The organism is Roseburia sp. OM03-7AC, assembly GCF_003462625.1.
Lineage (GTDB): Bacteria > Bacillota > Clostridia > Lachnospirales > Lachnospiraceae > Roseburia_C > Roseburia_C amylophila.
In genome coordinates, this window is record NZ_QTZJ01000011.1 from 1 (window position 1) to 23,588 (window position 23,588).

Here is a 23,588-nt window from a genome sequence, read left to right on the forward strand (position 1 = left end):
ACTATAACGCATAAAAACACCCTCCTTACTGGTTGTCCAGTAAAGAGGGTACATATCAATTTGCAATGGTTCTTCCGGGGGTTCTTTATATAGCTAATCGGAAAATCTTATAATTAGCAGATTTCTGCTCCTGCCGGCATATCCTTTTCCGGTGTCAGAAGTGCTAATTCTCCATTTTCATCCTCTGCGCAAAGTAACATTCCTTCAGATAATACACCTGCAAGTTTTGCCGGTTTTAAGTTTACTAATACCATAACTTTCTTGCCGACCATTTCTTCCGGTGTGTACTGTTTGCGGATACCGGATACAATCTGTTTTACCTGGCTTCCGATTCTTACCTGTGAACACAGTAATTTCTTGGATTTCTCTACTGCCTTACACTCGATGATTTCCCCAACCTGGAACTGCATTTTCATAAAATCATCATAGGTAATCTCTTCTTTTGGCTCGATGTCGATTACTTTTGCATTTTCATCACTTCCTGCACCTTCTACCGGTACATCTTTGCCCAATGCTTTCTGCTCAGCCTCAAATTCCGCCTTCTGTGCGGCGCGGATAGCTTCTACCTTCGGCATTACTTCCTTCGGGTCTAATCTTGCAAAAAGAATCTCCGGTTTCTCCGTTACTTTATTGTCATTTGGATAAAGTCCAAACTGATTCAGCTCATCAAATCCACGCAGTCCTGTATTAAGCTGCGCTGCGATTTTCTCTGCGGTCTCCGGCAGAAAGCTTGCTAAAAGGCTTGCGCCGATAGCAATGGACTCGGTCAGATTGTAAAGCACTTCGCTTAAGCGGTCTTTCTTTGCTTCATCCTTTGCCAGTACCCAAGGTGCTGTTTCATCAATATATTTGTTGCAGCGGCGGAATACATTAAATACTTCTGTAATAGCATCTGCCACACGAAGTCCGGACATCTTATCTGCAATCTTATCTCTTGCGCCGGTTACGACTGCCTTCAAGTCATTATCTACTTCTTCTGTGACTCCGGTGCTCTTTACGACACCGTCAAAATATTTATTGCTCATGGAAATGGTACGGCTTACCAGGTTTCCAAGGATGTTGGCAAGGTCGGAATTGAAACGCTCTACAACCAGCTCCCAGGTAATGATTCCATCATTTTCAAATGGCATCTCATGCAATACGAAATAACGGGTTGCATCTACACCAAAGAGGTCTACCATATCATCAGCATAGATTACATTTCCCTTGGATTTGCTCATTTTCTCGCCACCCTGTAAGAGCCATGGATGTCCAAATACCTGCTTTGGCAGTGGCAGGTCTAATGCCATTAAGAAAATCGGCCAGTAAATGGTATGGAAACGGATGATATCTTTTCCTATTAAGTGTAAATCTGCCGGCCAGTTCTTCTTGAATAAATCGGAAGAATTGCCATCTGCATCATAGCCAATCTTGGTAATGTAGTTGGTCAGTGCATCCAGCCATACATATACTACATGCTTTGGATCAAAGTCTACCGGAATTCCCCAGGAAAATGAGGTTCTGGATACACATAAATCCTGAAGTCCCGGAAGTAAAAAGTTGTTCATCATCTCATTCTTACGGGATACCGGCTGGATAAACTCCGGATGCTCATTGATATATTCGATTAACCGGTCCGCATATTTGCTCATTTTAAAGAAATATGCTTCTTCTTTTGCCGGCTGTACTTCACGTCCACAGTCCGGACATTTTCCATCTACCAGCTGGGATTCTGTCCAGAAAGACTCACATGGAGTACAATAAAGTCCCTCATAGGAACCCTTATAAATATCACCTTTATCATAAAGTTTCTTAAAAATCTTCTTAACCTGTGTCTCATGGTCTTCATCGGTAGTACGCACGAAATTATCATAAGAAGTATTCATCAAATCCCAGATTCTCTTTACTTCTCCGGCAACTTCGTCTACGAACTGCTTCGGTGTAATTCCTTTTTCCTCTGCCTTTAATTCAATCTTCTGTCCATGTTCATCGGTACCGGTCTGGAAATATACATCATAGCCTTCCAGTCTCTTGTATCTTGCGATTGCGTCTGCCAGTACAATCTCATAAGTGTTTCCAATGTGCGGTTTACCTGATGTGTAGGCAATCGCGGTGGTCATGTAAAACTTTCCTTTGCTGCTCATCTTCATTCTCCTTTTTATACTTTTGGTGCTCCTCAAGCGTTCCTGCGAGCCGCTTCGCTACTCGCGACCTGAGAAACTTCGTTTCACAGGTTTTCGCGGTATTTCTCAAGCGTTCCTGCGAGCTGCTTCGCTACTCGCGACCTGAGAAACTTCGTTTCACAGGTTTTCGCGGTGCTCCTCAAATGCTCGTGCAAGCACGGCATTTTCATCGCTACTCGCGAAAAAAATCCCGTCTTCTAATGAAAGAAGACGGGTGTTATCCGTGTTACCACTTCTATTTTACACATACCTTACAATATGTGCCTCATGAAGTATCCTGCAATACTTCCCGCTATAACAGGCGGTCCTGTCGAAGCTTTGTCTCTTAAGATTCAGCCCCGCCACTCCAAAGCCATCTTCCATCTATCGCCCTTGATTCCATCTCAGCTAAACCTTGCGGTTTATTGGAACTCTCTGTACAATTCCGATAAATGTACTCTCTTCTTCCTTGCGTTTATCATCTAGGTGTAAAACTAACACAATTTATTTGAAAAGTCAACCTTTGGGAACTTATTCCACATGGAAATACTGTACGCTTCCTGCCAGCTGGTCAGCAATCTCACGAAGCTGCTCCGCACTCATGTATACCTGCTTAAAGGTATCTACAACCTCTTCCGTATCTTCGTAAGTCTTTTTCGTTCCGGATACGCTGTCCTGCGCTATATTAGAAAGAGTCTCAACTGCCTGCAGAACTTCATTTCTCACATTCGCAAGATGCTCTGTGGTCTCTTTAATCTGCTGGATGCTCTGCATGGAATTGGCTATCTGTGCCACAACCTCTTCCACTACCTTCTGGGTATCCTGCATGCTTTCACTCTGGCTCATAATGATTTCCTGCATCTTCTGCATAATCTCTACAGCCTTCTGGGAATCCTCACTTAACATCATGGCAGTCTCTTCAATTTCGTTGCTGGACTGGTTGGACTGCTCAGATAATTTCTTAATCTGTTCTGCAACTACGGCAAATCCTTTTCCGTTCTCTCCTGCTCTGGCTGCCTCTATGGATGCATTCAGACTAAGTAAATCTGTCTCTTCTGCAATCGATGCGATAAATGCGGTTGCTTTGTAAATCTGCTGGACAGAATCGTTGGTACGGTTGGTCTGCTCCTGTACTTCTCCGATAATCTGCTCTACTTCGCCATTGATGCGCTGAAGATTTGCCAGTGTCTCCGCTGCTTTTTCACTGGATTCATGCATAAATGCCGCATTGCTGTTTAATGCCTCCACCTCAGCAGAAGTCTCTGTTATATTATCTCCCATCAGCCGCATATGTTCTGAGGTACTCTTTGAATTCTCTGCCTGCTCCGTAGAATTTTCTACAATACGGTTTACGGCTGTGCGCACCTTATTCATGGTTCCATTGGTATTATCGGCCGCTGTTCCAAGCAGAGAAGATGCCTCTAACAACTTCTGCACATTCTGATTGATTTCAAGTGTTGTCCGCTGCATCGCATCACGCAGGGTAATCGTAACTCTGGAAAGGTCTCCGATTTCATCCTTACTCTTAAGCAGCTTATTATTCACCTGTACATTCAAATCGCCTGCTGCAATCTTCTCCACCGTTTTAATACTGGTTCTGATATTCCTGCTGATAGTGCTTGCCAGCTTCGTGCTGACAAGCAGGCAGACCAGCATAATTGCCACCACCGCTGCCACAATCGATCCTAAAAGCCGCATTACAACAGCATCTTTATCCTGCTTATTGGTTCCTACGAATACCATTCCCACAATATCTGTATCGGAGCCATTCTGATATACCGGCATAAAATAACCATAATTTAAAGTTCCTTCTATAGATACTGCTTCACTGAAATATTCTTCTCCACCATTTAATACTTTTTCTACAATGACATCTCCTGCTTTGGATTTTAAGATACGATTTCCATTCTCATCCGTTGCTGAAGTCATGATTCGTTTATCTCCATAGAAAAAAGTTACATCCATTCCGGTATTATCTTTAATCCGGTCTACCAGATTCTCTGATTTGGAAATATTGTAACTTCCCTTCCAGATGTCCCCATTGCTGGTCTCAAGATAATCTCCGGTATTCTGGTCATATGCTGCCAACGTTGCGGCAGCGGTTCCCTTTAATGCATCCTTTATCTCATCCATCATAGAATTCTTTACCATGGTTACGGTAAATAGTATGGTGATAATTCCTAATATCAATACCGGTCCAATTGTAATTGCCAGAATTTTTTTCTTTAGATTCATTTGCTTCCCCCTACTCTACCACTTCAACCGTCTTAAAATACCAGTCTATTCCTCCGGTAATTGTCGCATCATCTAATGTTTTTCCTTCTTTTCCTACGGTTTCTCCGGCATTGGTCTCAATTACACCATCAAACACGCCATTTTCCCCGGAAAGAATTGCTGCCTTTGCCTCCTCAACTTTCTCCTCAGTTCCATCTGCACAGAAATCAGCAAGCGACGTAAGTCCTACCAGGTTCTCATTCATTCCACCATAATAATTGCTGCCATCCCATGTTCCGTCGATAACACTCTGCACTGCTGATGTATAATAGGCACTCCAGTTCCAGATAACACTGCAAAGACAAGCCTCCGGTGCATTTTTACTCATATCAGAATTATAACCGATACTATAAACACCTTTTTCCTGTGCCAATGTCTGCGGATATTCTGTATCACAATGCTGTGCAATGACATCACAGCCCATGTTAAGAAGCGTCTCTGCTGCCGCCTTCTCTCCGTCAGGGTCAAACCAGCTGTTTGTAACTTTTACATAGACTTTCGCGTCCTGGTTTACAGAATATATTCCCAGTGCAAATGCATCTATTCCACCAGTTACCTCTGAATTTGAAGAATCCATTGCCGCTACATAGCCGATTTTATTTGACTTCGTATTCATGCCTGCTACAATTCCGCTTAAATAGCGTGCCTGATAAATTCTTCCAAAATAATTATTAAAGTTCTTTCCGTTGCTCATATATCCGGTTCCATGGGAAAAATAAATATCCGGATATTCTTCTGCCATCTCTGCGGTGGTCTCCATATACCCCCAGCTTGTGGCGAAAATAATATTACAGCCTTCGTCAATGCATTCCTGTATTGCTGCTCTGGTTGCATCTGCATCAGTATCCGAAATATTAATTTTACGCACAATCTGGTCATCGGAAAGATTTAAGTTCTGCTGCATTCCCTGAATACCAAGATCATGGGTATATGTATAACCACTTCCCTCTGCCGGATCGGATAGATGAATGACACCTACCTTAATCTCATCCTTCGGTATCCCCCCGGTATCACCCGATGTGTTATCCGCCACTGCTTCCGTGCCTTCTTCTACGCTGTCACTGCCTTCATTGGTAGCATAATCGTCTAACTGCGTGCTTTTCCCGCACCCGGAAAAAACCAAGCTGGCTACCAGTAATAAAGCACCGGTCAGTTTTATCATTCGTTTCTTCATAAATTGCTGCACCTCCCTATACCTTTCTCTTCCCTATTGGTATACCATTTATTATATCTTATGTTTTTTCATAAAACAACCTACCCATTGGTATGATTTTCTCAAAACAAATAGGTAGGTTGTCCACTAATCTTCAAAGATATTCAGTTTTGCTCCACATTTTCCACAGAACTCTGTGTCCTCCGGCACAGTTGCGCCACACTGCGGGCACTGACGCGCTCCTTTAATCTTTAATACTTCCTCTTTCATATGGTCAATTGCTGCAAATGCCTCTGCAATTGCCTGCATCTGCTGTCCATATGCACCATCTGCTTCTTCCTTGTGGTCTTCATAATAAAGCTTTCCAATCTGTGCATACTGCTTTTCAATAAAATCCTCTTTTGCCTTGATGTCAAAGTTTAACTTTGCAGTTCCGGATAAATCCTTTGCCTTCTGTGTGACATCCTTTCCTGCAGTTACCAGTTTCTCTCCCATGCGGTCAAGAAAATCCATTGTGTATCCTCCTTTTCTTACTATATTCCCCTGTGCGTCCGCACTTTACCTGATTATATACCTCTTAATATTGCTTTTCAATTGGGCGAATCTTAAAAAAGAATAAAGTTTTGGTCAAACGGATGTCTGCACCGTTTACCGGGTCCGGACGCGATAAAAGGGCAGCAAGGGGCACTTGGAATGCCAAATGTCCGTGTTGTTCAGCAAAGTGCGGATGCATGATAAGAGCAGCTAGGGGCACTTGGAATTTCGGATAGTGCCAGGCAACGCCGGCACAGGGACGTGCCGGTGAGGCGCAGATGAACATGGATGTGAATTTACGCCGGTTGCCAGTCAATCTCATATCCCTTCGAAATTCTTAGTGCCCCTTGCCGCCCTTATGTCGCATTCGGACTCACTGAACAGCACGGACATTACGCTTCTTTCACCCCCTAACGCTTTCCCCGGAAAACTTCATTCTTTTTTAAAGATTTTTCCAGATAAAATGTGCTATACTCTAGGTACGAATGCGAACCACAAGGAGATATCTATGAAGCAAAGATTTATTGTCCTGATTTGTATTGCCACCCTGGTCTTTTGCGGATGTGGTGGGAAGAAACAGTCTTCTGTACAGACGGATTCCGGCAGTGAACAGCCGGACGCTACAGAAGAATCAACAGAACAGTCCCGGAATGACCCGGTAACAATAACATTTAATTCCAAAACAGAGACTTATCATGCCAATGATTTATCTACTGTTTTATTATATACCTCCTATCAGAAACCAACGGTGACCATAGACGGTCATCCGAAGATTTCCAAAACCATTACACAATCTTTAAACGAAGAACTGGATGCTTTCCAGGATGCCCGATTAGAAAGTCTGCTTTCCGCAAGAATTTCTTTTGCTGAGTCACCGGATTCCTTTTCCGCCTATCACTTAGATGAGGATTTTTCCTGTACCAGACAGGACAGCCGGATTATCTCTTTTGAGAGTACCAGAAAAGAATTTACCAGTGAGGAGACCCACAGTGCTGCTTATGGTGGGTTTAATTATGATCTGGAAAATGGCAAAACACTTTCTCTTTCTGATATTGCTACAGATTCCAATGCCCTGATAAACAGTGCACTTTCCTTTATTAACCAGCAGCTTTTGTTACCGAACTACGGCAAAGTCAGTCAGCTTGCCAAACATGACGGCTCCGATGTATCTGCGAACCTTTTGGAACATGTACTGATGGATGGCAACTGGTATTTTACCAAAGCAGGAATTACTTTTATTGCAAATGACGGTGTTATTACTCCATCCTATTCCGAGACACTGTTATTTTCTGTACCTTACCAGCAGCTCAATGCACTTAGACCGGAATATCATTACACGGGCAATTTCCAGTTAAATGCTCTTATGGGCTCTGCCGTATCTGCAGATATGGATGGAAACGGAGAAATGGATGCCATCTACTACGACACTACTTACAACGAAGAAACGGGAATGCTTTCTTCTACCCTGACGGTAGATGGAACCGATTATTCTGAAATGCTTTATAATGGCGACTTTACACTGTCCCGCAGTGCTGCCTCCGATATAACAAATGAATATTATCTCATTGACCTTGATACAACAGATGAATATATCGAGCTTGCCATCCCGGATGATGGATTAAGAACAACCTATTTCTTCCGCTATGCCGGCTTTCATCTGGAATACTTAGGTTCCATTCCGGACCTGATAGACAGCTCCACCTTCCAGCTTAACAATGTACTTTCCCAGTTAGAAGAATCGGAAAATTAGTCAGCATCCTGCAGAATCTGCCACCGGCAGCTTCTTACAGATATTTTTGCTGCGCGCATAACACAATAAGAAGCCCACAAAAACGGGCTTCTTATTTCTTATCAAATATATTATCTCATACAGATATAGACCATATATCCCGCATAGGAAAGCAGCATAATTGCTCCTTCAATGCGGTTTATTTTCTGCCTGCTCCAGGCAAACAGCAGTACCATTATGCTCATTGCAATTAAGATTACAATATCAATCACATTTTCCATGATAAAGGCGACCGGACTTATGGCTGCGGCAATACCAAGAACAAAAAGGATATTGAAAATATTAGAACCAATGACATTTCCAAGAGCCATATCTACTTCATTTTTACGGGCTGCCACAATAGAGGTTACCAGCTCCGGTAATGACGTTCCCATTGCTACTATCGTAAGCCCGATTAAATTCTGGCTCAAACCAAATGCTGCTGCAATAGCAGACGCACTGTCTACTACCATGTCGCCACCAAATGCAATGGCTGCTGCTCCACCCACAATGTATACAAGACAGAGCCATACCGGGATTGGCTTTGCGCGTTCAATCTCATCTGCTTCCTCGGAAGCATCTGTTGTAATTCCTGCTGTTCTTGCCTTTAATGCAGAACGCACCATCCAGAACATGAAGAGAGCAAAGAAAATCAATAAAATCACACCATCTATTCTGCCAACGCTCATTCCAATGTAACCCAGCACTAAAAGCAGGGCTGCCATAAGCACAGAAAATGGAAATTCCTGCTTTAAGGTCTTTTTTCCTACTGCAAGTGGTGTAATTACGGCACAAAAGCCACAAACCACCATCAGGTTAAAGATATTTGAGCCAACTACATTACTGACTGCCAGGGCATTGTTTCCGGAAATAGATGCTGCCACACTGACGGCACATTCCGGCAGGGACGTTCCCATTGCCACTATCGTAAGTCCGATAATCAACGATGGCACCTTTAATTTCTTTGCAATTCCCGAGCTTCCTTCTACAAAGAAATCTGCTCCTTTAATTAACAGTACAAAACCAACTACCAGTAATACATATGTCCAGATTGTTGTCATATTATATTCCTCCTTCTTTTAAAATGCCAAAATTCCAAGATGTTCCAGTAAAATCTTAACTCCGATTAAGATAAGAATCATACCGCCGGCCAATTCCGCCTTCTTCTTATATCTGTTTCCAAAGAAGTTTCCTACATATACACCAATGACAGAAATCACAAAGGTCGTAATTCCGATGATGGAAATTGCCTCAACGATTGGCACCTGCAAAAATGCAAATGTGATTCCAACGGCAAGGGCATCGATGCTGGTTGCGATTGCCAGAATAAACATCTCTTTGAAATCCAGTGGCGGATCCATTTTCCCGACTTCTACTGCTTCATCCTTTTCCCGGATTGCTTCCACTACCATTTTTCCACCGATAAATCCTAACAGGATAAATGCAATCCAGTGGTCAATGCTTGTAATATACTGTTCAAACTGGCTTCCCAGTACCCAGCCAATAAATGGCATCAGTGCCTGGAATCCTCCGAAGAATAAGCCAATTACAAGACATTGCTTTTTGTTTACCTTCCGCATGGAAAGTCCCTTACAAATAGACACTGCAAAAGCATCCATCGAAAGACCTACTCCCATCAGTAAGAGTGTAAAGAACATTACCATAAACACAAATTCCTCCGATAGTATAATTTAAAATGAGACTGCATGTATGCAGTTATCCTGTGCTGCATACATGAGTCTCATTCATTAAGATTTGCCAGGCCTTCATCAGACCGAGGTTGTTGACAAATCACGTATTCACGCGAACTACTCCCTCACGGATTGTTATTCAAATATACGCTAAATGATAATTTATGTCAATTCTTTCCATTCTTGTTCTTCCTAAAATACAATTTCTATGGTGGTTCCCTTACCCAGCTCACTGTCTAAGCAGAGGGCAGCATTATGTTGTGCTACAATATGCTTTACAATGGCAAGTCCAAGACCTGTTCCGCCGGTGGATTTCGAACGGCTCTTATCTACCCGGTAAAACCGCTCAAATACACGTTCCTGGCATTCCTTTGGAATTCCGATTCCGGTATCCGCTACACTTAAGAACGGACGCTCATCCTTTGTTCCTACCGTTACTGTAACACTTCCACCTGGCTTATTATAGCGGATGGCATTGCTGCAAAGATTATAAAAGACTTCATCCATCAGTCCCTTGTTTGCCATGATCATGGTGCTTTCTCCCTGCAACGTCAGCCTGATTCCCTGCTTCTCTGCTGTCACCTGCATCATCTGCACACAGTTCTCTGCCAGTTTATAAAGGTCGATTTTTTCCATTTCCATCTGGTGGTCTGCCTCATCCAGTTCTGAAAGCTTTATAATATCATTAATCAGGCTTAACAGCCGGTTGGCATTGGAGTGTATCTCATTAGAGAAACGGATGGTATCCTCTTTACCGGTCATTCCGTTTCCGATTAACTCCGCATAACCGGAAATTGCTGTCAGCGGTGTCTTTAATTCATGGGATACATTCGCAGTAAATTCCTGGCGAAGCTGCGCATTATTGATAATATTGATGTGCTGCTCCTTAATGGTATTCACAAAAGGCCGGATTTCTTCATATACATTATTTTCATCCACCAGCATAATATTTGTTGCCAGCTTCTCGATAGGCTCTACCAGCTTCTTCGTCAGATAATGGGAAATTCCCATACAGACAAAGAGGATACAAAGTGCAATTACCAGTACAATCACTAAAGTATTTACCATAATACGGTTTACACTGACGGAATCCCTTCCGATTCGAAGCACATTTCCATTCTGTAAACGCTCCGCATAGTAAAAAGTATGGGTTCCGGAAGTGGCCGAGTAACGGACGGCTTCGCCTTCACCTTTTTCCCTTGCTTCAATAATTTCCGGGCGTTCATTATGATTGTCCATCTCGTCTTTATTTAACAGACTTTCATATAATACTTCCCCATCTGTTCCAATCAATGTGATTCGAAGGTCATCATCGATGGGATTATACGGGTCTTTTTCTATTTCCACTGCAAGGTCATCTATATTCAAAAGCTCTATCACATGGGCATAGGCTTTCAAATCTCCAAGTACCTGCTCTTTTAAAATATTATAATACACTAACATAGCAGACAGCGCTGTGACCACAATGGCAAGCGCTGCTATCATAATAAATTGTATATTTATTTTTTTCTTCATGAATGCTCCTACGGCTCCATCACATAGCCCACATTACGGACGGTTTTAATCTGTTGCCCGCCATCGCCAAGCTTATGCCGGAGCGTCTTTATGTGCATATCTACAGTACGGCTTTCTCCTTCGTATTCAAATCCCCAGACCTGATTCATCAGCTTGTCACGGGATAATACAATGCCCTGGTTTATCATAAGGTATTTTAATAGTTCAAATTCTTTAAAAGTAAGCTCACAGGTTTCTCCCTGAACGGTTACGCTGTGACGCTTATTATCAATCTCTATGCTTCCACAGGCTAATGTATCACCATCATCTTCCTTTTCGGTGCGGCGGAGTAATGCTTTCACTCTGGAAATCAGCTCCATAACACCAAAAGGCTTACTGATATAATCATCTGCACCCATATCCAGTCCACGGACTTTATCAATCTCTGTGGTCTTTGCCGTTACCATAATCACAGGAGTCTTTTCTGTTGCCGGATTTTTCCGGACACGGCTTAAAATTTCCAGTCCATCCTCTCCCGGCAGCATAATATCTAACAGCATCAGGGATGGTGCCTGCTCTGACACTCTCTGGAAGAAATCTTTTCCGTTATCAAATTCCTCTACTTCAAATCCACTGTTTTTTAGTGCATAACGTTCGATTTCCCGTATGTTTATATCATCTTCTACGATATAAATAAGTGCCATTGCATTTTCCTCCCGGCTTTTTTATTTTTCCGGCAAAGCGTATTTTTCTGTATATTCTTTTATCTGCTCTGCAAATTTTCTATTGTCTTCTTCATCCATATGTGCCGTCAGGTCATGCTCTTCTACATCTTTATCCTGTTCCTGGATCAGGCAGACTGCAATGTTGGAACAATGGTCTGATACACGCTCATAGTTGGTAACGATATCTGCCAGCACCAGTCCTAACTCGATAGAACATTTTCCTTTCCGGAGACGTTTGATATGCCGTTTCTTAATTGCTTTATTTAATTCATCAATAACCTGCTCTAATGGTTCTACGGTCTTAGCCAGCTCTTCATCATCGGCAGTGTATGCAGTCATGGTACGGCAGAGAATGTCTTCTACTGCTTTTCCAAATACATGCATTTCTTCCTCTGCTTTCTTAGAGAAAACCAGCTCCTTCTTTTTCATCTCGATAATGGAATCTACGATATTCGCTGCATGGTCCGAAATACGTTCAAAATCTGTAATACAATGTAACAGCGTAGATACATTCTGGCTGTCTGCATAGGTCAGATTCTGACTGCTTAACTTGGTCAGATAAGCACGCAGCTTGTCTTCGTATTTATCTACGAGATTTTCCTTTGCGATAATGTCATCTGCTACTTCCTGTGTATAATTCTCCAAAAGTCCGATTGCTTCTAAGAAGGAATCCTTGGACAGGTTTGCCATCTCAATGGACATGCTGTGGCACTGCTCAATGGCAAAGGATGGTGTTGCAAGAAAACGGTCGTCTAATAATGGGAACTCCTGTACTTCCGTCTTGCTCTTTTCCTCTTCTGTAATTGGAAGTGTCAGATATGCCAGCTTCTCCAGTCCTTTTGTAAATGGGAATAAAATTACTGTTGCAAATATATTAAAGATACTGTGAATCAGTGCAATTCCTGCTACACCAACTGTATCATTTGCAAACGGGAAATGAATAACTGCATTCAAAATACTATATAATGTCAGGAACAATACGGTACCAATAATATTAAAATACAGATGCACAAAAGCAGTTCGCTTTGCATTCCGGTTTGCTCCAACAGAAGAAATCATAGCTGTAACACAGGTTCCGATATTCTGTCCTAAAATAATTGGAATAACTGAGCCATAAGTAAATGCTCCTGTTACAGACAGTGCCTGCAGTATACCTACAGATGCGGACGAGCTCTGAATCACCGCTGTCAGAAGTGCTCCTACCAGAATTCCTAAAATTGGATTATGGAACATAGTCAGTATATTGGTAAATTCAGGAACATCAGCCAACGGTTTTACTGCTCCGCTCATACTTTCCATTCCGGTCATCAATACTGCAAAGCCTAATAAAATCTCCCCTACATCAGCTTTCTTGCTTTTCTTTCCGGTCATCATTAAAACAATACCTATCATCGCAAGAACCGGTGTAAAAGAAGATGGTTTTAAGAGATTAATCCATACATTTCCACTATCTATTCCGGTCAGACTTAAGAGCCAGGATGTTACCGTTGTACCGATATTGGCACCCATGATAATACCAATTGCCTGGGAAAGTTTCATAATTCCGGAGTTTACAAAACCAACTACCATTACGGTAGTTGCTGAAGATGACTGAATAACAGCAGTTACTCCGGCTCCTAACAGCACTCCTTTGAGCGGATTGGAAGTTAATTTCTCCAGTATCCGTTCTAACTTGCCTCCTGATACTTTCTCCAGCCCAGCTCCCATAACATCCATTCCATACAGGAACAGGGCCAATCCTCCAATCAGTGTCAGTATTCCAAAAATATCCATTTTGTCCTCCTTATGCATGGTAATATGCATAGACTTTTCAATTTTTTACATATTTTTCGTCTTACATATACACCATATACACTTTAGAGGCATTTTGCAAGGACATTTTGACAGTTTGTAAGAATTATGTATAAGCAGTGTAAAAAATGTACTATTTTTTTCACTTTTGTCTAAGAATGTTTAGTTAATGTGGCTTCCGGTAATGGAATAGATTACCCATTCCGCAATATTGGTCGCATGATCTCCGATTCGCTCAAAATACTTGGCTACCATAAGAATATCTGCTGCCTGCTCGCCATTTTCTGCGCTTTTATTGATCATCTGGATTAAATCCTGTTTTACTTTCATGAAAAGGTCATCCACAACATCATCCTGTGCGATTACTTTCTTTGCCAGCTCCATATCGCGTTTTACAAAGGCATCAATGCTCTTGATAACCATGTCTGTGGTTTCCTTTGCCATACCCTGAATCTCCTCCGGGCTGATGATATACGGTTCATCAGACATCAGCAGTGTCATCTCGGAAATATCACCGGCATGGTCACCGATTCGCTCCATATCGGTAATCATTTTTAATGCTGCAGAAATCAGGCGCAAATCTCTTGCCACCGGCTGTTGCTGCAATAAAAGCTTCATGCATAAGGATTCAATATCACGCTCCTGATGGTCGATTTCCACATCATATGCCATTGCTTCCTTGGCTTTTTCCGTATCCTGGTTTACCAGGGCAGAAACTGCCATTTCAATGGCATGCTCTATCATGCTTCCCATCTGGATTAATTCATTGTTTAACTGTTCTAGCTGTCTGTCAAAACGATTACGCATTTAACCGAACCTCCCTGTAATATAATCTTCTGTCCGTTTGTCTGTTGGAACGGAGAATAATTTTTCGGTATCTCCACTCTCTATAATCTCTCCCAATAAGAAAAATACTGTTTTATCCGATACACGGGTTGCCTGCTGCATATTGTGGGTTACCATAATAATGGTATAATCTTTTTTTAATTCGATTACCAGATCCTCAATTTTGGAAGTGGAAATCGGATCCAGTGCAGAAGTCGGCTCATCCATCAGGATTACTTCCGGCTGTACTGCCAGTGCTCTTGCAATACAAAGTCTCTGCTGCTGTCCACCGGACATTCCCAATGCACTCTTATTCAGGCGATCCTTTACTTCATCCCAGATAGCTGCCTGACGCAGGGATGTCTCCACGATTTCATTTAATTTAGCTTTGTTGTGGATACCGTGGGTTCTCGGACCGTATGCAATGTTGTCATAGATACTCATCGGAAATGGATTTGGCTTCTGGAATACCATTCCCACACGCTTTCTAAGCTGGCTGACATCCATGCCGCTGTATATATTTTCACCGTCTAATCTTACGTCCCCGGTAATCTTACAGCCCTCTACCAAATCATTCATTCTGTTTAATGTTTTTAAAAATGTTGACTTTCCACAACCGGATGGTCCGATAAATGCAGTTATCTCTTTTGCATTGATATCAAGATTCACATCTTTTAATGCGTGGAAATCTCCGTAATATAAGTCAAGTCCTTTGACAGAAAATTTTGCCTGCTCACTCATTTTACTTCTCCATCTCCTTTCGTGAATTTCCTGGCTATCAACGTTGATACACCATTTATCAGTAATACAATAACCAGAAGCACTACGCCGGTTGCATAAGCTTCATTGGTATGTAATCCCTCTCTGGAAAGGGAATACATATGAACGGCCAAAGTTCGTCCGGATGCCATCAGATTCGGTGCAAGGTCTGCTACCGTTCCTGCAGTATAAATCAGTGCTGCGGTCTCTCCTACAATTCGTCCTACTGCCAGAATGATTCCGGACAAGATTCCAGGCATCGCAGATGGGAGTACGATACGGAATACCGTACGAAGTCTTCCGGCTCCCAATCCAAAGCTTCCTTCCCGGTAGGTATCCGGTACACAGAGTAATGCTTCTTCTGTTGTTCGCATGATAACCGGCAATACCATAATGGCAAGGGTTGCCGCACCGGCTAACATGGAATAACCCCAGTGCAGATAAGTTACGAAAAATAACATACCAAACAGACCATATATAATAGAAGGGATACCGGTTAAGGTCTCTGCCGTAATTCTTACTACTTTAACCAGTTTACTTCCCTTCGGTGCATATTCCACCAGATAAACTGCGGCTCCGATTCCAAGCGGTACTGCAAAAAGCAGGGAAAACAGCGTCATTTCCAGTGTATTTATCATTGCCGGAAGCATAGATACGTTATCCGAATTATATTCCAGTGCGAAAAGACCTGGTTTTAAATATGGCACACCGTGAATCAATATGTACGCCACCAGATAAAGTAATACTGCTACTGTTATAATTGCCGCTGCTACTACCAGCAGTAATAAAAGAAAAGAACCCGGATGCTTTTTATAAGAATTCATTTTATCTTTGAATTTTGTCATTATTCTTTATCCGCCTTTCCTTTTACAATTGAAAATACCAGATTGATAATAAGGATAAATACAAACAGTACAACGCCGGTTGCAATCAATGCCTCACGGTGTAAGTCTGTAGCATAACCCATTTCAATTACGATATTTGTTGTCAGGGTACGTACACCCTTAAATATACTGTTCGGAATACGCGCCTGGTTACCTACTACCATCATAACCGCCATGGTCTCACCAATGGCACGGCCGATTCCTAAGATAACTGCTGCCATAATTCCTGATTTGGCTGCCGGAACCACGGTTTTAAAAACACTCCGCTCATGGGTTGCGCCAAGTGCCAGTGCACCTTCATAATAATGCTCCGGCACTGCACGGATTGCAGCTTCCGATACACTGATAATCGTTGGAAGTATCATGATTCCAAGAAGAATCGATGCGGTAAATATACTGTTTCCGTTTCCTTTAAAATGTTCTCTTACAAATGGTACTATGACTACCAGGCCAAAGAATCCATATACGATGGACGGGATTCCTGCTAACAGATCTATCATCGGCTTTAAGAAGCTGTGAAGCTTCTTCGGGCAAAATCTCGCCATAAAGATTGCCATTAAGATTCCAATTGGTACTCCCACCACAATTGCTCCGGCGGTTACATAGATACTGCCTAAAATCATCGGGAAGATTCCATAGAGATTATTTCCCGGTTTCCATTTTGTACCTAGCAGAAAATCCGGCAATCCGATTTTTTTGATTGCCGGTATTCCATTTGCAAAAAGGAAAACACAGATTAAGGCAACAGCCAGTATGGAGAAACTGGCTGTAAGTAAGAATACTATTTTCATTGCTTTTTCTTTGAAATTATTCATACTGTTCTTACCTTATCCTACTTGCAGATTTATTTTGCAACTTCATCCCAGGTTGTTACTGCACCTGTGAAGATATCCTTTACATTATCTGAACTCATCTCATCCATTGGGTTACTGTTGTTTACTACTACTGCGATACCATCCATTGCAATTACCTGTGCAGTAAGTCCGCCTTCTGTTTCGCTGTCCTTTAATTCTCTGGAAGCCATTCCGATATCACAGGTTCCTTCCATTGCTGCTGTCATACCTGTTGTAGAATCAGATTCCTGAAGTTCAATTTCTGCATCTTTGTTGATTGCTTTGTATGCTTCAATTAATTTCTCCATTACAGGTGTTACAGAAGAAGATCCAGCTACTACGATTTTTCCGGTAGAACCATCCGATGTAAATGCTCCGTTGCTTCCCTGTGAAATATAACCATTGTCTTCGATTACTTTCTGTCCTTCATCACTCATGATGTAGTTGATGAAATCTGCTGCAAGTCCTGTTGCATCACCTTTTGTTGCGATGTTAAATGGTCTTGCGATTTTGTATGTACCAGCTTTGATATTTTCTGCAGTTGCTTCTGCTCCGTCAATCTTTAATGCCTTTACGGTATCATTTAAAGAACCAAGTGATACATAACCGATTGCATATTCATCACCTGCTACAGATGTAAGCATTACTTCTGTACTGTTTGTGATGTTTGCTTCCTCTGTTGTGTTATCAATTTTATTTCCATCGGCATCTTTTTCTTCGATACCAAACAGCTCGATAAATGCTCCTCTTGTTCCGGAACCATCTTCTCTGGACTGTACGTTAATCATTTCACTGTTATCAAAATCTGATGTATCTGCTGCATCACTGCTGCGGTCTGCCTCTGTTGTTGTGCCTGTCTTCTGGCTGTCATCTGATGCGGTTTCTTTGTTTCCACATCCTGTTAATGCGCTGATTGCTAATGCTCCTACCAGCATTACGGATAATAATTTCTTTTTCATTTTCTTTCCTCCAAAATGATTTGTTCTTTCTTTTCTCGTCTTCGTGACAATTGTTATCATAACGGGGGAACGTAAAATACAAAGCTATGGTTTTGTAAATTGTATGTAAAAAAGCAGGTATATCAAAACTATGATATGCCTGCTTTCAATATTTTAATGTAGTTCTTCTTTATTTATCATACATTTCTAAAATTTCCAGTGCATTTTCTTCTTTTACGCCTAATTCTTCCTTTAATAATTCCACTATCTCATCTTTGGATTTTTCAAATCGGCGACCAAGACGTATGATTTCCTCTGCTTTTCCTTCTGCTTCGCCCTGTTTCCGAATCCGCTCTTCTCTCTCAAAACTCTTCATATATGCAAGACCTACCTCTCCATCCCGCTTAACTGCCGTTACCATCCGATGTAACTTTTTCAAGTTTTCATGTTTCCTCCTTTTCCCATAATGCACGGAAAAGCAGGACTGCATATCTCATTTTCGATTCTGAAATTCCGCCTATCCAATGCACTATGCGTTCATTAATTGTAATTAGAATTTAAAAGCATAGAATTCATTGAATTGATACCAGAAATTTAGATTGGCTTTTGCCATTCGAAAATTAGAATATATGCTTTGTGTCGATTGTAACAAATGCCCTTAAAGAAAACAAGTAAAACATTTATAAAATTATTAATAAGAAGAAGGCAGGTAACTGCTTTTGCAATTACCTGCCTTCTTCTTATTAATAATGATTTCTGATTTTAATTACTCTGTTGCTACATCTAACAATGCTTCATCAAGTTCTGTCATGCTTCCATCAGAAATGCTGTATACGTTGTCTTCTCCAATCACTTCTACAACAACTTCCTGTGGATCATTATATGTGATGCTGTCTACTCTTGCACTCATAAGATCATACATCATCTGATACATCTGTTCATACATTTCATCCTCTGTTGGATAAGCATCTGCATCAAAGGAATTTGCCCACTCTGTGAACTCTGTCATAAGTTCTTCCTGGATTCCGTTGAAAAGACCTGTCATCTGCTCAATTTCAACAGTTACATAATATCCGTCTTTGTCATCCATCTTCTCAGCATCTTTTACGGTGTATTTTGCTTTTGCATATACATCTTTAAAAAGCTGACGATAGCTGTTGCTTAACTCATCGGATAAGTTGAACTGATCCATCTCTGTCATCATAGCATCGATGTTAGATTCGTAATCAGATTCTGCCTGCTCTTTGCTACGGCCGGTCATTTTCATGTACTGCTCTGTCTCTCCTTTTGTTAAAAGATCCAGACAGGACTCTACATAAGCTGCTGCATCAAATTTTCCACAGCCAGCCAGGTTTACTACCATCATTACGGCAACTAAACCAGTTACTAATGCTTTCTTCAATGTTTTCATGATAATTTCTCCCTTACATTCATTGTTCTTTAGCGCATTAACGCAGTTACATGGAATAATATACCATACCTTATTCTATTTCGCAACCGATTTTACTTCTCTGGTTTTAAATCTGTATGCAAGCATGCGATTTTCTCGCTACATGGAACAAAGAATGTGCCAAGGTACATCCTCGCGGAGCGTTTTTTACTTTACAGGAAAGCAATTTCCTGTAAAGCAAAAAAAGACGATTCTTTCGAATCGTCCTTTTGTATACGTTGTGTACCTGCCGGTTTCAGGATTAATCCTGAACGTAAGGCATAATTGCGATATGACGTGCTCTCTTGATAGCAACTGTCAAAGCTCTCTGATGTTTTGCACAGTTTCCTGTAATTCTTCTTGGAAGGATTTTTCCTCTCTCAGAGATATATCTTTTTAACTTATTTACATCTTTATAATCGATGGTGTTGTCTTTTCCACAGAAAACACAAACTTTCTTTCTTCTGTGCATTCCGCCTCTTCTTCTCATTGGCGCACCATCTCTGTCTGTCTTATTGAAAGCCATGGCTATTACCTCCTATTGATTTAGTTAAATGGTAATTCCTCATCAATTCCGTCAGGGATATTCATAAATCCATCGCCTGCACTGCTTGGTGAAGGTCTGTCAGCCGGTGCAAAACCGCCTGCATTGTCGGATGCTGATTTACTCTCAGCAAATTCCTGCTCTTCTATTATGACATCAGTGGTATATACTTTCTGACCGTCTTTGTTGGTGTAACTTCCGGTCTGGATACGACCTGTTACAAGTACCTTAATTCCTTTATGGAAATATTTCTCAGCAAACTCTCCTGCTCTTCCAAATGCTACGCAGTTGATAAAATCAGCGGTCTGCCCATCATTCCCTTCACGTCTGCCTCTGCGGTCTACAGCCAGTGAATATCTTGCGATTGCCATCTGGTTATCTCCGCTGGAGTAACGAACCTCCGGGTCTCTTGTTAAACGTCCCATAAGTATTACTTTATTCATACCACTTTCTCCTTCTCTTCTATTTATGCCTCGTCTTTTCTAACGCATAAGAAACGAAGTACGTTGTCCATAATACGAACATTCTGCTCTACTTCTGCCGGAACAGATGATTCTGCCTCGAACTGGATGAAATAGTAGAAGCCGTCGCTCATTTTCTGAATGTCGTAAGCTAATTTCTTCTTACCCCACTCTTCTACTTCTGTTACAGTTCCACCTGCACGAGTGATATACTCTTTTGCTCTCTCAACTGTAGCAGTTCTGACATCGTCTTCGATCTTGGCATTCACAACAAGTGCTAATTCATATTTGTTCATGCTAGATTTACCTCCTTTTGGTCTCTGGCCTCCTGTCTATGCGGGAAGCAAGGAATTTTTACATATCACGAGCCTATATGATAGCATAATCTGACCCGTTTCGCAAGTGTTTTTCTTATTATTCTTACGATTCTGTTTCATTTTTTTGCTCACTTTTTTTTCGAAGACCTTTGGTATTCTTCTCCACCAGTTTTCTGGCAATCATAATCTGATGGTCACAACCCATGCATTTCAACCGGAAATCCGCTCCTACCCGAAGAATTTCCCACTCCTGGCTTCCACAGGGATGCTGTTTTTTTAATTTTACAATATCGCCTACTTCGTATTGATAATTATTCATGTCGTCCCTTTCTTCTATGATTATCTTCTATATTATTAGGTAATTTCTTCTGCCTCTTTCAGACCTCTGACAATACGGCTCCGATGCTACCCTGTATCAGTAAGTCTGCCCGGTTGTCCAATGGCGTGGTGGACTTATTAATCAGCACCAGCTTATTGCCCCGGTAATAATCGATAAGTCCTGCTGCGGGATATACTGCCAGTGAAGTACCGCCGATAATGAGCATATCTGCATGGCTGATATAATACACCGCATCCTCTAAGGTCTGCTGGTCTAAGCCTTCCTCATATAAAACCACATCCGGCTTGATGCTGCCGCCGCATTCATCACAGGTTGGAATTCCACTACTCTTTAAAATATATTCGGCATCAAATAGCTTTCCGCAGCTCTGGCAGTAGTTCCGGTGGACACTGCCATGAAGCTCTAATACCTTTTTGCTGCCGGCCGCCTGATGCAGTCCATCAATATTCTGCGTCACAACCGCCTTTAACTTACCGGCTGCCTCAAGCTCTGCCAATTTCTTATGCGCTGCATTAGGCTTTGCATCCAGGCACAGCATTTTATCCCGGTAGAATCGGTAAAATTCTTCTTTTTTACGCATATAAAAGCTGTGGCTTAAGATGGTTTCCGGCGGATAATCGTATTTCTGGTTATAAAGTCCGTCCACACTCCTGAAATCCGGAATGCCGCTCTCCGTAGATACACCTGCACCTCCAAAGAATACAATATTATCTGAGTCCATGACCCATTGCTTTAATGTCTCGATACCATCCATTCTGCTGCCTCCTGTTCCATTAAAAGTAGTCTTTCTCTTTTATTCCGCTTCGCTTTCTGTGCCTGCATTCTCCTCTGCCGGTGCCACGTCACCGTTTGGAACTGCCTCTGTCTGTACCGCATGTACCAAGAAACGGTAATCATAGCCTGCCTTGTTGCAGGTCATCAATGTAATTACTTTATCCTCTGGTGTTACCTCTACGCCGGTATCATACGCTGACTGTGCCTTTACACCATCTAAGAATTCCTGAAACTGCTCATCGGATGCAAACTGGGTATAGAAATCCACTTCATTATCCACTCTTGCCAGATAACAGGAAAAAATATCATAACGGTAGGTATAATCCGGTGTATAAATATAAAAATACGGATTTTCTTTATAAAATTCCTCATCCTTATAGTTATTTAATTTACCAAACATGGTCTTGTCCTTCATATTATGACCATAGATGAAGGTATTCTGGTCAGAAAAATCAGCATGATTGTTGGCATCCATGAAAATACTTGCCGCTGTTACAGCCTGTCCCTCAAAGGTATGCTTCAGATAATATTCATTATCCTCTCCCTGCATAATCGGATAGCTGATATCAATATTTTCAAACCGGATCCAGCCGATGCAGTCCGGGTTCAACTCCTTTAATCCGGAAAAATCTACGGTAAATTCCCCGTTTTCTCCCGTACTGCTTTCATCCTTTGGCTGCTCACTGACATATTTCTGCAGTCCCTTATATTCATGGCTTCCTTTCCAATAAGTAATTCCATACAGAATCAATCTTACTGCCGCATACAAAAATACTGCCAGTGCCAGCAGAAATAAAATCCGAAACAGGATATTCTGCTGTTTTTTCTTCTTTCGCTCATTTTTAATCTTTCCTGTCATTGTCACACCCCTAATTTTTCTCTATTTGCTGCAATAGACCTACAGAATCTGCCACTGGCAGCTTCTTACGGATGCGTTGGTAACTGCGAGCAACTCGCGTAAAAAAGAATGTGCCTTGGCACATTCTCGCGCCTGCGGCGGTCGCTTGCGACATCTACCTTATGCGCCGCAGTGCGCATCCCCGCGGAGCGGTTTTTACTTTACAGGAAAGCAATTTCCTGTAAAGTAAAAACCACCGCCCATAAGACAGTGGTTAAAGAGTTGCGGGAACAGGATTTGAACCTGTGACCTTCGGGTTATGAGCCCGACGAGCTTCCAGACTGCTCCATCCCGCGCTATTTATTTGCAAAAGCTATTATAGTCCTTCCTTCTGCAAATGTCAAATTTCTATGTCCCTGCCTTACATAATATACAGTTACAAGCACTTTTATTCCTGACTTTTGAAGAATTGTATCTTCATCATCTGAAGTCCTGTACAGTCCTCGTCAACCCAGAAAAAGTGTAGCACACTATTTATGGAAAGTCTACACTCGTCCCGCCAAAAAGATACTTGCCGCAATTCCTGCCAGCGTAGCAAACAATGCCCCCGGAAGCGTAAAGCCGGTCTTTCGTACTTTTACCGACATAAAATAAATTGACATGGTATAAAAAATGGTCTCGGTGCAGCTTAACATGACAGAGGCTGCCATTCCCACGAAGGAATCACACCCGGCTTCCTTGTATAAATCCACCAGCAGTCCGGTTGCCGCCGAGGAGGAAAACATTTTGACAATGGCAATGGGGATAAGCTCGGAAGGGATTCCGATATGTTTCGTCCAGCCCATGCAGGTAGTAGAAATGAAGTCCAACAGCCCGGAGGCTCTTAGGATCCCGACTGCTACCATAAGCCCCACCAGCGTTGGCAGAATTCCAACTACTGTCTGTATGCCCTCTTTTGCTCCCTTTAAGAAATCGTCATATACATTTTTCTTCATCAGAATGCCGAATCCTACGATGTAAAAGACCAGTATCGGAATCAGGGCATCTGACAGGAACATAAGAAAGCGCATCCTCA

General features: G+C 42.0%; 24 protein-coding genes and 1 tRNA gene. 1 reads left to right on the forward strand and 24 read right to left on the reverse strand.

The window, feature by feature from the left end; all coding sequences use genetic code 11:
* Positions 1 to 113: 113 nt before the first annotated feature.
* The 4 genes from metG to DXB39_RS13250 form a co-directional block, all read right to left on the reverse strand.
* Positions 114 to 2,123 (reverse strand): methionine--tRNA ligase, encoded by a 2,010-nt coding sequence (gene metG / locus DXB39_RS13235; protein WP_117842250.1) that lies wholly within the window; start codon positions 2,121 to 2,123, stop codon positions 114 to 116.
* Between the two features lie 549 nt (positions 2,124 to 2,672).
* Positions 2,673 to 4,376, reverse strand: a complete 1,704-nt coding sequence (locus tag DXB39_RS13240) for a methyl-accepting chemotaxis protein (RefSeq protein ID WP_117842251.1) — start codon at positions 4,374 to 4,376, stop codon at positions 2,673 to 2,675.
* A gap of 10 nt (positions 4,377 to 4,386) precedes the next feature.
* Entirely contained in the window at positions 4,387 to 5,589 is a 1,203-nt protein-coding gene (locus tag DXB39_RS13245; RefSeq protein WP_117842252.1) for a BMP family ABC transporter substrate-binding protein, read from the reverse strand.
* 126 nt (positions 5,590 to 5,715) lie between these two features.
* Positions 5,716 to 6,081, reverse strand: coding sequence for a zinc ribbon domain-containing protein (locus DXB39_RS13250; protein ID WP_117842253.1), 366 nt, complete (start codon positions 6,079 to 6,081; stop codon positions 5,716 to 5,718).
* Positions 6,082 to 6,610: 529 nt separating this feature from the next.
* On the opposite strand from DXB39_RS13250, the gene DXB39_RS13255 reads away from it, so the two are divergent.
* A complete protein-coding gene (locus DXB39_RS13255; protein ID WP_117842254.1) occupies positions 6,611 to 7,852 on the forward strand; it encodes a hypothetical protein in 1,242 nt (413 codons plus the stop codon).
* A 110-nt stretch (positions 7,853 to 7,962) separates the two neighbouring features.
* Here the strand turns inward: DXB39_RS13255 and DXB39_RS13260 are convergent, their stop codons facing one another.
* From DXB39_RS13260 to DXB39_RS13355, 20 genes are all read right to left on the reverse strand, one after another.
* Positions 7,963 to 8,931 carry a calcium/sodium antiporter gene (locus DXB39_RS13260; RefSeq protein ID WP_117697919.1) on the reverse strand — a complete coding sequence of 323 codons (969 nt, stop codon included), beginning with the start codon at positions 8,929 to 8,931 and terminating at the stop codon, positions 7,963 to 7,965.
* Positions 8,932 to 8,949: 18 nt separating this feature from the next.
* Complete coding sequence (locus DXB39_RS13265) at positions 8,950 to 9,534, reverse strand: manganese efflux pump MntP (protein ID WP_117842255.1); 585 nt, start codon at positions 9,532 to 9,534, stop codon at positions 8,950 to 8,952.
* 219 nt (positions 9,535 to 9,753) lie between these two features.
* On the reverse strand, positions 9,754 to 11,076 hold the full coding sequence (locus tag DXB39_RS13270) for a sensor histidine kinase (protein ID WP_117842256.1): 1,323 nt from the start codon (positions 11,074 to 11,076) through the stop codon (positions 9,754 to 9,756).
* 8 nt (positions 11,077 to 11,084) lie between these two features.
* Positions 11,085 to 11,759: a response regulator transcription factor gene (locus DXB39_RS13275; protein ID WP_117842257.1), complete on the reverse strand. Its 675-nt coding sequence runs from the start codon at positions 11,757 to 11,759 to the stop codon at positions 11,085 to 11,087.
* Positions 11,760 to 11,780: 21 nt separating this feature from the next.
* Complete coding sequence (locus DXB39_RS13280; protein WP_117842258.1) at positions 11,781 to 13,553, reverse strand: Na/Pi cotransporter family protein; 1,773 nt, start codon at positions 13,551 to 13,553, stop codon at positions 11,781 to 11,783.
* Between the two features lie 180 nt (positions 13,554 to 13,733).
* The gene (phoU, locus tag DXB39_RS13285) at positions 13,734 to 14,378 is read right to left on the reverse strand and encodes a phosphate signaling complex protein PhoU (RefSeq protein WP_117842259.1); all 645 of its coding nucleotides are present in this window, start codon (positions 14,376 to 14,378) and stop codon (positions 13,734 to 13,736) included.
* On the reverse strand, positions 14,379 to 15,137 hold the full coding sequence (gene pstB / locus DXB39_RS13290; RefSeq protein WP_117697924.1) for a phosphate ABC transporter ATP-binding protein PstB: 759 nt from the start codon (positions 15,135 to 15,137) through the stop codon (positions 14,379 to 14,381).
* Positions 15,134 to 16,000 carry a phosphate ABC transporter permease PstA gene (gene pstA, locus DXB39_RS13295; RefSeq protein WP_117842260.1) on the reverse strand — a complete coding sequence of 289 codons (867 nt, stop codon included), beginning with the start codon at positions 15,998 to 16,000 and terminating at the stop codon, positions 15,134 to 15,136. The genes pstB and pstA overlap by 4 nt, the downstream gene beginning before the upstream one ends.
* Positions 16,000 to 16,854 (reverse strand): phosphate ABC transporter permease subunit PstC, encoded by an 855-nt coding sequence (gene pstC / locus DXB39_RS13300; RefSeq protein ID WP_117842261.1) that lies wholly within the window; start codon positions 16,852 to 16,854, stop codon positions 16,000 to 16,002. The genes pstA and pstC overlap by 1 nt, the downstream gene beginning before the upstream one ends.
* A 29-nt stretch (positions 16,855 to 16,883) precedes the next feature.
* The gene (locus DXB39_RS13305) at positions 16,884 to 17,831 is read right to left on the reverse strand and encodes a substrate-binding domain-containing protein (RefSeq protein ID WP_117842262.1); all 948 of its coding nucleotides are present in this window, start codon (positions 17,829 to 17,831) and stop codon (positions 16,884 to 16,886) included.
* 169 nt (positions 17,832 to 18,000) lie between these two features.
* Positions 18,001 to 18,249, reverse strand: coding sequence for a hypothetical protein (locus tag DXB39_RS13310; protein ID WP_147343689.1), 249 nt, complete (start codon positions 18,247 to 18,249; stop codon positions 18,001 to 18,003).
* Between the two features lie 327 nt (positions 18,250 to 18,576).
* Positions 18,577 to 19,221, reverse strand: a complete 645-nt coding sequence (locus tag DXB39_RS13315; RefSeq protein WP_117842264.1) for a hypothetical protein — start codon at positions 19,219 to 19,221, stop codon at positions 18,577 to 18,579.
* 280 nt (positions 19,222 to 19,501) lie between these two features.
* On the reverse strand, positions 19,502 to 19,765 hold the full coding sequence (gene rpsR, locus DXB39_RS13320; protein WP_022244266.1) for a 30S ribosomal protein S18: 264 nt from the start codon (positions 19,763 to 19,765) through the stop codon (positions 19,502 to 19,504).
* 20 nt (positions 19,766 to 19,785) lie between these two features.
* Positions 19,786 to 20,226, reverse strand: a complete 441-nt coding sequence (locus tag DXB39_RS13325) for a single-stranded DNA-binding protein (protein ID WP_022244267.1) — start codon at positions 20,224 to 20,226, stop codon at positions 19,786 to 19,788.
* Positions 20,227 to 20,249: 23 nt separating this feature from the next.
* Positions 20,250 to 20,540, reverse strand: a complete 291-nt coding sequence (gene rpsF / locus DXB39_RS13330) for a 30S ribosomal protein S6 (RefSeq protein WP_022244268.1) — start codon at positions 20,538 to 20,540, stop codon at positions 20,250 to 20,252.
* 124 nt (positions 20,541 to 20,664) lie between these two features.
* Entirely contained in the window at positions 20,665 to 20,880 is a 216-nt protein-coding gene (locus DXB39_RS13335) for a DUF951 domain-containing protein (RefSeq protein ID WP_117842265.1), read from the reverse strand.
* Positions 20,881 to 20,938: 58 nt separating this feature from the next.
* The gene (locus tag DXB39_RS13340; protein WP_022244270.1) at positions 20,939 to 21,655 is read right to left on the reverse strand and encodes an NAD-dependent protein deacylase; all 717 of its coding nucleotides are present in this window, start codon (positions 21,653 to 21,655) and stop codon (positions 20,939 to 20,941) included.
* Positions 21,656 to 21,694: 39 nt separating this feature from the next.
* A complete protein-coding gene (gene srtB, locus DXB39_RS13345) occupies positions 21,695 to 22,534 on the reverse strand; it encodes a class B sortase (protein WP_117842266.1) in 840 nt (279 codons plus the stop codon).
* A 261-nt stretch (positions 22,535 to 22,795) separates the two neighbouring features.
* Positions 22,796 to 22,869: transfer RNA gene (locus DXB39_RS13350), tRNA-Met, on the reverse strand.
* A 189-nt stretch (positions 22,870 to 23,058) separates the two neighbouring features.
* Positions 23,059 to 23,583 carry a spore maturation protein gene (locus DXB39_RS13355; RefSeq protein ID WP_022244272.1) on the reverse strand — a complete coding sequence of 175 codons (525 nt, stop codon included), beginning with the start codon at positions 23,581 to 23,583 and terminating at the stop codon, positions 23,059 to 23,061.
* Positions 23,584 to 23,588 lie beyond the last annotated feature (5 nt).